Source organism: Amycolatopsis sp. NPDC059021 (genome assembly GCF_042739895.1).
In the GTDB taxonomy this organism is placed as follows: Bacteria; Actinomycetota; Actinomycetes; order Mycobacteriales; family Pseudonocardiaceae; genus Amycolatopsis.
This window is the reverse complement of the sequence record NZ_JBHYIQ010000017.1, coordinates 97,334-107,707: the sequence shown is the minus strand read 5'-3', so window position 1 is coordinate 107,707 and position 10,374 is coordinate 97,334. Positions and strand designations below refer to the sequence as shown.

Annotated in this window: 11 protein-coding genes; 5 read left to right on the top strand and 6 right to left on the bottom strand. The window is 70.1% G+C overall.

The features are described from left to right. Positions 1-52 precede the first annotated feature (52 nt). Positions 53-973, bottom strand: a complete 921-nt coding sequence (locus tag ACFWX1_RS13405; protein ID WP_378386947.1) for a hypothetical protein — start codon at positions 971-973, stop codon at positions 53-55. 185 nt (positions 974-1,158) lie between these two features. Between ACFWX1_RS13405 and ACFWX1_RS13400 the strand changes: the two genes are divergently transcribed. The 4 genes from ACFWX1_RS13400 to ACFWX1_RS13385 are packed head-to-tail and all read left to right on the top strand — an operon-like array spanning position 1,159 to position 5,065. Continuing rightward, on the top strand, positions 1,159-2,046 hold the full coding sequence (locus ACFWX1_RS13400; protein ID WP_378386945.1) for an alkaline phosphatase family protein: 888 nt from the start codon (positions 1,159-1,161) through the stop codon (positions 2,044-2,046). Between the two features lie 2 nt (positions 2,047-2,048). Next, positions 2,049-3,311 (top strand): MFS transporter, encoded by a 1,263-nt coding sequence (locus ACFWX1_RS13395; RefSeq protein WP_378386943.1) that lies wholly within the window; start codon positions 2,049-2,051, stop codon positions 3,309-3,311. Continuing rightward, entirely contained in the window at positions 3,308-4,288 is a 981-nt protein-coding gene (locus tag ACFWX1_RS13390; RefSeq protein WP_378386941.1) for a hypothetical protein, read from the top strand. The genes ACFWX1_RS13395 and ACFWX1_RS13390 overlap by 4 nt, the downstream gene beginning before the upstream one ends. A gap of 60 nt (positions 4,289-4,348) precedes the next feature. Continuing rightward, the gene (locus tag ACFWX1_RS13385) at positions 4,349-5,065 is read left to right on the top strand and encodes a DUF3592 domain-containing protein (RefSeq protein WP_378386939.1); all 717 of its coding nucleotides are present in this window, start codon (positions 4,349-4,351) and stop codon (positions 5,063-5,065) included. Here ACFWX1_RS13385 and ACFWX1_RS13380 read toward each other — a convergent pair. The 5 genes from ACFWX1_RS13380 to ACFWX1_RS13360 all read right to left on the bottom strand — a co-directional run bounded on the left by ACFWX1_RS13380 (position 4,976) and on the right by ACFWX1_RS13360 (position 9,220). Continuing rightward, on the bottom strand, positions 4,976-6,877 hold the full coding sequence (locus tag ACFWX1_RS13380) for a PQQ-binding-like beta-propeller repeat protein (RefSeq protein ID WP_378386937.1): 1,902 nt from the start codon (positions 6,875-6,877) through the stop codon (positions 4,976-4,978). The genes ACFWX1_RS13385 and ACFWX1_RS13380 overlap by 90 nt on opposite strands. Then, positions 6,874-7,266 (bottom strand): hypothetical protein, encoded by a 393-nt coding sequence (locus tag ACFWX1_RS13375; protein ID WP_378386936.1) that lies wholly within the window; start codon positions 7,264-7,266, stop codon positions 6,874-6,876. The genes ACFWX1_RS13380 and ACFWX1_RS13375 overlap by 4 nt, the downstream gene beginning before the upstream one ends. A 25-nt stretch (positions 7,267-7,291) precedes the next feature. Continuing rightward, positions 7,292-8,698: a glycosyltransferase family 2 protein gene (locus ACFWX1_RS13370; RefSeq protein WP_378386934.1), complete on the bottom strand. Its 1,407-nt coding sequence runs from the start codon at positions 8,696-8,698 to the stop codon at positions 7,292-7,294. A gap of 146 nt (positions 8,699-8,844) precedes the next feature. Then, entirely contained in the window at positions 8,845-9,051 is a 207-nt protein-coding gene (locus tag ACFWX1_RS13365; RefSeq protein WP_378386932.1) for a hypothetical protein, read from the bottom strand. After that, the gene (locus tag ACFWX1_RS13360; protein ID WP_378386930.1) at positions 9,044-9,220 is read right to left on the bottom strand and encodes a hypothetical protein; all 177 of its coding nucleotides are present in this window, start codon (positions 9,218-9,220) and stop codon (positions 9,044-9,046) included. The genes ACFWX1_RS13365 and ACFWX1_RS13360 overlap by 8 nt, the downstream gene beginning before the upstream one ends. Positions 9,221-9,514: 294 nt before the next feature. On the opposite strand from ACFWX1_RS13360, the gene ACFWX1_RS13355 reads away from it, so the two are divergent. Then, positions 9,515-10,189: a response regulator gene (locus tag ACFWX1_RS13355; protein ID WP_378386928.1), complete on the top strand. Its 675-nt coding sequence runs from the start codon at positions 9,515-9,517 to the stop codon at positions 10,187-10,189. Positions 10,190-10,374: the final 185 nt, after the last annotated feature.

Here is a 10,374-nt window from a genome sequence, read left to right as displayed (position 1 = left end):
CCCATGAGGCCGCTGAGAACGCGCTGTCCACCTTGATCAACGGCCGGGCCGGTCACTCCCAGGCCCAGGACAGGCCGTGGATCCCGGGGGCCACCGCGCCCGCCAGGACCACCGCGGTGGCGTCCTCGCCCACCGGCACCGGGGCGAGGCCGAGGCGGCGGCCGTCCGGGAACCGGGTCCGCCAGGTGACGCAGGACCGGGGTGGCGCGGCGCGGGGGAACACGACCGACACCCGGTAGTCCCGGATCCGCTCGGCGATCCGGCGGTGGTGGTGGGTGGCGACGGTGCGCGAGGAATAGTCCTCCGTGTACTCGACGACGGCGCGCCCGCCGACGTCCAGTGCCCGGTCGAAGGCCAGTTCGGTGAGCGCGAATCCCTCTTCGGGCAGTGTTTTCGCGGTGGCGACCCGGCAGTGCCGTGCGAGAAGGACGGACGGCGGTTCGAGACCGCGTCCGCTGCGGCTGGTCGTCAGCACGGTCCTCGCGGCGTCACGGCGGGCCTCGACGAGCATGCGTACCACGATCCGGCTGAGCCGGCGGTCCGCGTCGAGATACACCGTGTCGTGCAGGCCGACCCGGTACACGGAGTCGAAGGCCGCGCTGTCGAACTCCCGCAACAGCGGCGGCAGGAAGGCGGGGTAGTCCCAGGCACGGTGCAGGCGCCGGGCGCCCCGGCACGACGGCACTCCGCGGCCGCGGGGGCGTTTCGCGCCGAGGCAGGCGAGCAGCGCGCCTTCGGGCAATTCGAGGATTTCCTCGAGAACGGTGACCGCGTGCAACGATTCCTCGTGTTCGGGCAGGCTCCGCCCCGTCTGCCAATAGCTCAGCGTCACCGCGCTCAGCGCGACGTCCCGTGCCGCCAGCCGGTGCCGCAGCTGCCGCAGGCTCAGGCCCCGGTGCGCGGCCGCGCACGCGAACGCGTGGCCGAACGGGCCGTCGTTCAGCGCCGTGCGCACCTGGTCCGGCAGCGACATGCCGTCATGGTGCAGTCCACATGCGAATCCGGCCACCGCCAAGTGGCTGATTCTCGTGAAGCCGTCTATTCGGTTAACAACGAACGTAGGTACTGCCGCGGGCTCGCGCTTTCTACGCTCGGACCCGCTTCCCCCGGCGATTCCGTCCACAGTGGTCGATCCATCACGAGAAAAGGAGATGGGTGATGCTGCTCAACCGTGTCGCGAAACTGGCCGCGGTGCCGATACTGGCGCTGCTCGGCCTGGCCGCCGCATCCGGTGAACCGGCGGGCTCGGCCGCCCGCGCCACTGCCGCGCTCCCGCGGTTCGATCACGTGGTGATCGCGTTGTTCGAGAACAAGAACTACTCGGACATCGCCGGGGACAACGGATCCGCGTCCTACATCAAGTCGCTCGCCTCGCAGGGGACGTTGTTCACCAACGCCTTCGGCGTGACCCACCCCAGCCAGCCGAACTACCTCGCGCTGTTCTCCGGTTCGCAGCAGGGCGTCACCGGGGACAGCTGCCCGGTGGATTCCCAGGCCGACAACCTGGGGCAGCAACTGCTGAAGGCCGGCAAGACGTTCAAGGGGTACTCCGAGGGACTGCCCAAGGCGGGTTACACCGGCTGCAGTTCGGGCCGCTACGTCCGCAAACACGCGCCGTGGGTGGACTTCCCGACCGTGAAGGGGGCAGAGTACAACGTGCCGTACTCGGCTTTCCCCAGCGACTACAGCAAATTACCGACGGTTTCGTTCGTCATTCCCGACATGTGCAATGACATGCACGACTGTTCGATCAAGACGGGTGACTCCTGGCTGAAGTCCCACCTCGACGGCTACGCCCAGTGGGCCAAGACGCACAACAGCCTGCTGATCGCCACGTTCGACGAGGACAACTTCACGTCGGTCAACCAGATCTGCACGCTGTTCGTCGGCGACCACGTGAAGGCCGGTTACCGGTCCGGCACGCAGATCAACCACTACAACGTGTTGCGCACGCTGGAGGACATGTACGGGCTTCCCGCACTGGGCAAGGCTTCGGGCAAACAGCCGATCAGCGACACCTGGGCCACCGCCACGGGCGGCCACTGACCGTGTATCTGTCCACAATAGACAGAAGGGTCCGGCGTGGCGACCGGTCGGCCCGGCGGCCCGGACTCCGGGCCGTCGGCCAGACCGTGTTCGTCCTCGGCACGGTCAGCCTGCTGACGGACATCTCGTCGGAGATGGTGACCGCGGTCCTGCCGCTCTATTTCGTGCTGACGCTGCATCTGGGCCCCGTCGCCTTCGGCGTGCTGGACGGGTTGTACACCGGCGCGACCGCGCTGCTGCGGCTGGTGGGCGGCTACGTCGCGGACCGGTTCCGGCGGCGCAAGACGGTGGCCGGCGTGGGGTACGGGATCTCGGCACTGGCGAAGCTCGCGCTGGCCGGGGTCACCGGCGCCCCGATGATCGGCGCCGTCCTCGTCGCCGACCGCGCGGGCAAGGGGCTGCGGACCGCGCCGAGGGACGCGCTGATCAGCCTGTCGGTTCCGGAAGCCGTGCTGGGCCGGGCTTTCGGCGTGCATCGCGCGCTGGACAGCGCGGGGGCCTTCGCCGGTCCGCTGGTCGCGCTCGGGGTGCTGGCCGTCGTCGGCGGTGCCACCCCGGACGCGTTCAGCGCGTTGTTCGTCGTCAGTTTCTGCATCGCCGTCGCCGGGGTGCTGGTGCTCGTGCTGTTCGCCAGGGACCGGACTTCGCCCATCCCGGGCGCGGCCAGGGTGACGCTCGGGCAGGCCGCCGCGTTGCTGCGCGACGGCCGGGTCCGGCGGCTGCTCGGCGCGGCGGCGGTCCTCGGGCTGAGCACCATCGGCGACGGCTTCGTCTACCTGGCCCTGCTGCGGCAGCACGACATCGCGACGGGCTGGTTCCCGGTGCTGGCCGTCGGCACCAATATCGTCTACCTCGTGCTGGCCGGCCCGTTCGGCGTGCTGGCCGACCGCTTCGGCCGCCGCTTCATGCTGCGGTGCGGGTACGCGGCGCTGGCCGCGGTCTACCTCCTGCTCACCCTCGGCCTGCCGGGAATTCCCGGTACCGCCGTGGTTCTGCTGCTCTACGGGACGTTCTACGCCGCGACGGACGGGGTGCTGATGGCACTGGCGGGCCCGTGTTTCCCGGACGGGCTGCGCACCACCGGGCTGGCCTGCGTGCAAACCGTGCAGGCGCTGGCGTACTTCGTCTCGTCCGTCGCGTTTGGACTCGCCTGGGCGGGCTGGGGCGCGAGCGCGCCCACCGGGTTCGCGCTCGGGGCCGCGATCGGTGCGCTCGGCCTGACCTGGGTGCTGCTACCGGGGCAGCGTGGAAAGGAGACGCGATGAGGTCACGCACCCGGGTCGCCGTCGCCGTTTCCGGCTGCACCGCGCTGATCCTGCTCGCCGCGTTCGCCGTCGTCGCGGCCCGGCCGGGCAAGACCGCTACGGCGGAGGCGTCGCAGGTGTCGATCGCGCCGGGGCCGGGTCTGGTGGCCCGCAGCACCGCTGATGAGAGCCGAGGCAGGCTGATCGGCGTGAACGGTTCCCAGCGCTCGGTGTCGCCGGTGGGCTGCCAGCGGTTGTACGCGGCGGGCGGTACCGGGATATGCCTGCGCCAGGACGGCGATCTCACCACGTACCAGGTCGCGGTGCTGGACGAGCATCTCGCGGTGCGCCGGGAGATCCCGCTGGCGGGCATCCCGAACCGGGCCAGGGTATCGCCCAGCGGCAGGCTGGTGGCGTGGACGGTGTTCGTGACCGGCGATTCGTACAACGGCGGCCGGTTCTCCACCCGGGTCGGCATCCTGGACACCAGGACGCAGGAACTGGTGCCGACGCTGGAGGACTGGACGGTGTCCGTGGAGGGCAAACCGTATGCGGCCGCGGACCTCAACTTCTGGGGTGTCACCTTCGCCGCCGACGACCGGCACTTCTACGTCACCATGAGCACCGGCGCGCACCGCTATCTGATGCGCGGCGACCTCGGCACCCGTCGCCTGGAATCGGTCCGTGACAACGTGGAATGCCCGTCGCTGTCCCCGGACGGCGGCCGCGTCGCGTTCAAGGCCGCCCGCGACGGCGACCCCGAACACGGGTGGCGGCTTGCGGTGCTCGACCTGGCCACCGGCCGGGTGACGCCGCTCGCGGAGACCCGGTCCGTCGACGATCAGGCCGCGTGGGTGGACGACCGCACACTCGCCTACGGACTGCCCCGCGGTCAGGAGCACTCGGACGTGTGGACGGTCCCGGCCGACGGCACCGGCAGCCCGTCGGTCCTCGTCCCGGACGCGGATTCCCCGGCGGTCCTGACGAGTACGCCATGAATCCTCCGGGTGCCGGAACCGAGGGACGCCCTTGTCGCAGAACCAGATCACCCCATTCGCGTGGACTTGATCTTGAAAGTGGAGGATCATTTTCTCATGGGGGACAGAAGACATACTGGCGGCGGATCGCGTTCATGGATCGCGAGGCTCATCCGGGCGACCGCGTTTCGCGCCGGCCTGATCAAGGCTGGTCGACGCGTCGGAGACAGGCGAGTTCGCCGCCGGATACGGCTTCGTGACCGGATCGGCCTGGGGGTACTGTTCGCTGTCGGACTGGTTCTCGGGGCAGGCGCGTTTTTCGCGCACGACTACGCGGTGCAGCTGCAGGATTACGGTGTCATGTCGACTGGCACCGTTGTGAGCACCTACTATGCCGGTAAAAGTCAATTCGCCGAGGTCACATTCACCACCGTCAGCGGGACGACACTGGCCGTCGAGGTTTCGGCCTACCAGGGGGATGGACCGGTCCAGGCGGGCGATTCGATGCCGATCCTGTATGACCCAGCCGATCCCGACGGTACCGCGAGAGACGCGCGCACGTGGACGGACGCGACTTCCTGGGGCCTGGGGGTTGGCGCGGTCATCGTACTCGCGACCGCGCTTATCCTGTGGGTTCGGGTAGGCACGGTGGTAATCCCTGAACCGGTCTCTGCCTCGGACGACGGCACGGCGCAAGGCGCGGGTGCGTCACGGTCCGGCGCCGTCGGCGGCGCGGACGGCGTAGAGGCGGTGATCGAGACTGCCGACGAGGACGTAACCGGCGGCCAGCACGGGTGAGGAGTCGTCGATCGGGCCCCGGGTCAGATACGTCCAGCGCGCCTGCCCGGTCATCGTGTCGACGGCGTGGAGGCCGCGGTCCCGGCTGCCGACGTAGACCGTCTCGCGCTCGACGGCGGGGGAGGAGCGGATGCCGTTGCCGGTCGGGTAACGCCAGTTCGGGCGGCCGGTCGAAGCCGAGACGGCGTAGAGGTGTTTGTCGTCGCTGCCGACGTAGACGACGTCGCCGTCGAGCACCGGGCTGGACACGATCCCGCCTTCGGCGCGGAACTGCCAGATCCACTTGCCGGTGCGGGCGTCGAGCGCGTAGAGACTTTGGTCGTCGGAACCGATCCACACCGTCGTCCCGGACACCGCGGCCGAGCAATCGACGGTGAGGGTGGTCGTGTAGTTCCACCGGTGGGCGCCGGTGGCGGCGTCGAGGGCGTACACGTTGTGGTCGCGGCATCCGATGTAGACGGTCAGACTGTCCGAATTGGACGCGGTGGCCACGGTAGGCGACGAGTTGAACCAGTCCCCGCTGGTGAACTTCCAGCGCTGTTTGCCGGTCGCCGCGTCGATCGCGTAGACGTTGTGATCGCGGCTGCCGACGTAGACCGTGCCCGCGGCGAAGGCGGGTGAGGAGTGGATGACCGCGTCGGTGGCGAAGGTCCAGCGTTTCCCGCCGGTGGCGGCGTCGACGGCGTGCACGTTGCCGTCGTTGCAGCCGACGTACACGACACCGTTGGCGACGGCGGGCGAGGAGGTGATGGGGCCGCCCGCGATGTAGCGCCAGCGCTGGGTGCCGGTCGCGAGGTCGATCGCGTAGAGGCTGCGGTCCGTGCTGCCGACGAACACGGTGCCGCCGTCGACGGCGGGAGACGAGTAGATCTCGCCGCCGGTCTGGAAGAACCACGGTCGCGGGCCGTCGTCGCTCAGCAGCCGCGTCGCACCCCAGATGCCCGCCCCCGCGGTGACCGCCGCGGCGCCGGCGGCGGCGGACAGGAGAGTGCGGCGGGAGAATCGATGCTTTTCCTTGGTATCACGGGGAATCCGGGTCGGGGGCGGGGTGAGGGCGGTGCCGGGGGAACGCGGGTTGTTCGCGATGACGATCCGGCCCTGGACGTCCCACTGCCATTTGCCCGGCTGCTGCTCCGGCGCGACCTCGTGCATCCGCTCGTCGACGTAGTCGTAGAGCTCGTCGACATCGACATAGCCGTTGTCGTCGCGGTCCGCGGCGCCGGTGCGGAGCCCTTCCACGACGAGCCCGGTGAACAACGACAGCGGCCGTTCGCCGTCCTTGCGGTCGCCGTCGAACGAGAACTGCATCGAGTCCGACGCCGTCAGGACCGCCCGGCCGCGCGCGGCGAAGCGTTCCGAGGTGTGGATCGCCGGATCGCCCTTGGCCACCCGGCTGGTCGCGAACGCACCGCTGTAGCAGCAGTCGAGCATCAGGACGTCGCAGCGCGAGCGGGCGCGCTCCATGACGTCGTGCAGGAACGTCGCGGCGAGCGCGGTCGCGCCGAGGTAACGGCGTTCGGTGTCGGTCATGGCGAAGTACAGCCTGCCGCGATCGTCCTTCAGCCCGTGCCCGGTGAAGTAGAACAGCAGCATGTCGTCACGCCGCCGGTCGGCGTAGAACGCTTCCACCGCGCGGGAAACCTCGTGCGCGGGCCGGTTCACGCGGGTTTGGACGTCGAAGCCGCCGATCGCCGGGTCGCCGAGTACCCGCCGCAGCGCCTCGACGTCTTCGGCGGGCGAGACGAGCCGCGCGAGCCCCGGATCCTCGAACCGGGAGCTCGCGACGAGCAGCGCGTACCGGCCACCGCTCATCCGGCCGCCGAATGCTTCGCGACGAACGCCTCGAGCAGCCGCTGCCGCTCGTCCGAGGTCGCGCCCTCGATGCGGAACTCGTCCCCGTCGATCTTGACGTCGACCACGACACCGGGCTGCCGCTGCCGCAGCAGCCAGTCCCGGACCGTGCCGATGACGGTGGTGAACACCCCGCCGGAAGCGGCGAAGGTGAGCAGTACGGTCGACAGCGTGACCGCGTCGGCCTTCGAGCCCGCCGGGGCGGGGCCGCCCGGCACGAACCCCGCACTGTCGACGTCGAGTTCCCGGAGTTCCGCGCACAGCCGCTCGGCCAGCTCGGTGCGTTCGGTCTCGTCGGGGTCTTCCAGCAAGGTCACCTCGAGGGTCAGCCTGCGCTCTTCGATGGCCATGTTTTCCTTTCCGCACAGTGCTTTCTCAGAGGGGCTTCGCGATGACGGTGAAGGTGGGATCGCGGCGCAGCGCCCCCGCGATGCCGCGGACGATCCCGATGCCCTCCCACAGCACGAACAACGGGATCATGACCAGGAACCGCGCCGACTCGCCGAACCGGGAGCGGGAATCCGCGGAGGAGCGGACGTTGATCCGGTAGCCCTCCCAGTAGAGCCACCAGCTGAACGCGGCGTTGAGTGCCCACAGCGGGGCGACCAGCGGGGTGACCGGCGCCGCCTTGCCACCGAGGACGGCGTCCAGCGCGAGGACCACCGCCGGATGCTGGGCCGGGCCGCACAGCCACACCGCGACACTGTGCAGGAGCGGGAGCCGGTGCCGCACCGGGATCGCGCGGTTGACCACCAGCCGCAGCAGCCCGGAAACCCACCGCTCGCGCTGCCGCAGGAAATCACGCACGGTCGCCGGGGACGCGCCGTAGGAGCGGCCGGCGAACCATCCGCTGCGGCCGGGGTGCCGCGCGCTGAAGCGCAGGGCGAACTCGGCGTCCTCGACCGTCGAGGACGGCCCGAAGTCCCAGCCGATGGCGGCTTCGACCGAGGCGCGGATCAGCAGCAGTTCGCCGTGCAGCCCGGTGCTCGGCGTCCCGCGTCCGGTGCCGGCCGCGAACAGGCTGACGTCGCAGCCGGGCCGGACCGCGTCGGCGAGCCACACCCACCGGTTCCTCGCGTGCTCGCGGGGATAGGTCAGCACGCCCTGTGCCAGGTGCAGCCCGGCTTCTCCGGCCGCGTGCTGCTCGTGGACGAAGCGGGCCACCTCGGCGGCGGTGTCCTCGCCGACCCCGGTGTCGTCGTCCATGTGCAGGACCCAGACGTCGTCGCGGGCCTCGCCGCAGGTGATCCGCACCAGGTTCGCGAAATGGTTGGCGCGGGCCTTGAAGCGCGTTCCCCGCGCGGTGCGGAAGTCGGCGGGGATCTCGACGATCCGGACCAGGGGATACTGTCCGGCGAGCAGCGTGATCGCCCGCCGCGCGGCGCAGCCTTCCTCCACGACGACGTCGATCCGCACGTCCGTGAACGCCGCGGGGAGGTGTTCGCAGCACGACGCGACGACGCGTTCGAGCGCGGGAAGGACGTCACATCGGCCGATCGTCGGGATCACCACGATCAGCCGGTGCGGGACGGGGCCGGGTGGCGGTTCGGCGGCGGGGCGCCCGCGTGTCAGCAGGCCACCGGAAAGCCCGCGGAGCGTGACCACTGTCGGCAGCGACCAGACGATGGTGGTGTACCAGGCAAGCGGCCCGGAACCACCACCGGGCGGTGCGGCCACGAGAATCGCGACGAGCACGGCGAACGGGATGAGGAAGGACACGAAACCCGGCCGGACGGCCCGGATCCGCCGGGTCCGCACGGCGGACGTCATCGTGGACGGCATCGCGACCTCCCCGCACTGGACTCCGCGGTACCTCTTTGAGGAGCGCGCTCCAGCGGGCCGCTGATACAACGGCCGCAGGGGATTCACCAGAATGGCGGACCCGATTTGTCCGTCCGGTTACCTTTCCGGGGACGGTGCGGGCGGGATTATTCGCCGCGCGGTGGCGCCGCCGGATCCTCGGGGATCGGGTAGCCGGTGTCGACGAGACCGCTCGCCGAGAGCACGAGCCCCGCGGCGGTTTCGGCGATCTCGACCGCGGCCAGCAGTCCGCCGACAAGCAGTGCCGTGCCGAGCCCCTGCTCCTCGGCAGGGGGATGTGCCGGGGGTCGTTCCAGGACGTCGTGGTCAGGCATGGGAACCTCGTCCGTGCGGATCGGATTCGCCGTGGCGGCCGGTGCCGGTGTCGGCGCTCTGACGGCGTACCGGATCGGATCGGCCACCGACGGCGCGGCTCATGCTCTGTGCCGGGCGACCGCGGCGCCGTTCGTCCGACAGCGTCGCGAACTGAATGCGTACACCCATGATGCCCGTCGCCTCCTGTTCCCTGCCCGGGACGGAATGATCGACCGTCGGGGTCCAGAACGGCGACAGCCGGCCCGCCTGATGCCACCAAGCGGAGCCGACCGGCTACGTCCCGCATCCTATGCCCGGTCCCGGCCCGCCTTCAGCCACCGAACGGACGTATGCGGTCCGGAATGTGAATGACCTTGGCAAAGGGTGGAAAACGCGCACCGGTCGGCGGACGCGTCGGCCGGCGCGCGTGGGCCACAATGACGTCGGCGGCCGCCGACGCCGCGACGACCCGGAGGTGGGTGCATGCCGGACACGCCGGGCGGGGCGCGTGCTTCCCGTGCCGGGACGCCCACCCGGGTGCTCCTGGTCGAGGACCACGCGATGGTCGCCGAGGCGCTCACGGCGGCGTTCGAGGCGTATCCCGAAATCGAACTGGTGGGATGCGCGCATTCCCTCGCCGAAGGGATCCCGGCGACCGGGCGGCAGCGGCCGGACGTCGTGCTGCTGGACCGCAGGCTGCCCGACGGCGACGGGATCGACGCGATCCCGCGGCTGCGCGCGGAATCGCCGTCCACGAGGGTGCTGATCTTCACCGGCGACGCGAACAGCGCCATGGCGGCCAGGATCCTCGAGGCCCGCGGGGCCGGGCTGCTGCTGAAATCGGGGCTGCTCGGGCAACTCGTCGAGAGCATCCGCACGGTCGCGGGCGGCGAGATCGTCATCCAGCCCGAATTGCTGGCAGGCGCACTCGCCGAACTGGCCGGGAAACCCGAACTACTGGCGCCGGCGCTGACCATCCGGGAACGGCAGGTGCTGATCCGGGTCGCCGAGGGGCTGGGCACCGAACAGATCGCCGAAGAACTCGCGCTCGCGCGCAATACCGTGCGCAATCACGTGCAGCGCATTCTCACCAAGACCGGGACGCATTCGAAACTGGAAGCCGTTGCCGTCGCACGCCGGACGGGTCTTATCGAGTGAGCTGTTTTCCACGCGATCATTCGTCTTCTTGGGTGAGAACAGGGAAAGCGCGGGGGAACGCGTGGGAAGCTGCACTATGCCCACGCCATCGGGAAGGGGGGGGGGGGGGGCGCCCCCCCCCCCCCCCCGCCAGCGGGGGTAAAAACCCAAACTAGGAAGAAACCCAATAAGAAAAAAACACCAGG

What these genes read in the sequence shown, in the direction of transcription:
- ACFWX1_RS13380 (WP_378386937.1), bottom strand. Translation starts at nt 6,877, where the DNA reads ATGAGCGGTGGCCGGTACGCGCTGCTCGTCGCGAGCTCCCGGTTCGAG.
- ACFWX1_RS13370 (WP_378386934.1), bottom strand. Translation starts at nt 8,698, where the DNA reads ATGCCGTCCACGATGACGTCCGCCGTGCGGACCCGGCGGATCCGGGCC.
- ACFWX1_RS13360 (WP_378386930.1), bottom strand. Translation starts at nt 9,220, where the DNA reads ATGGGTGTACGCATTCAGTTCGCGACGCTGTCGGACGAACGGCGCCGC.
- ACFWX1_RS13375 (WP_378386936.1), bottom strand. Translation starts at nt 7,266, where the DNA reads ATGGCCATCGAAGAGCGCAGGCTGACCCTCGAGGTGACCTTGCTGGAA.
- ACFWX1_RS13405 (WP_378386947.1), bottom strand. Translation starts at nt 973, where the DNA reads ATGTCGCTGCCGGACCAGGTGCGCACGGCGCTGAACGACGGCCCGTTC.
- ACFWX1_RS13390 (WP_378386941.1), top strand. Translation starts at nt 3,308, where the DNA reads ATGAGGTCACGCACCCGGGTCGCCGTCGCCGTTTCCGGCTGCACCGCG.
- ACFWX1_RS13400 (WP_378386945.1), top strand. Translation starts at nt 1,159, where the DNA reads ATGCTGCTCAACCGTGTCGCGAAACTGGCCGCGGTGCCGATACTGGCG.
- ACFWX1_RS13355 (WP_378386928.1), top strand. Translation starts at nt 9,515, where the DNA reads ATGCCGGACACGCCGGGCGGGGCGCGTGCTTCCCGTGCCGGGACGCCC.
- ACFWX1_RS13365 (WP_378386932.1), bottom strand. Translation starts at nt 9,051, where the DNA reads ATGCCTGACCACGACGTCCTGGAACGACCCCCGGCACATCCCCCTGCC.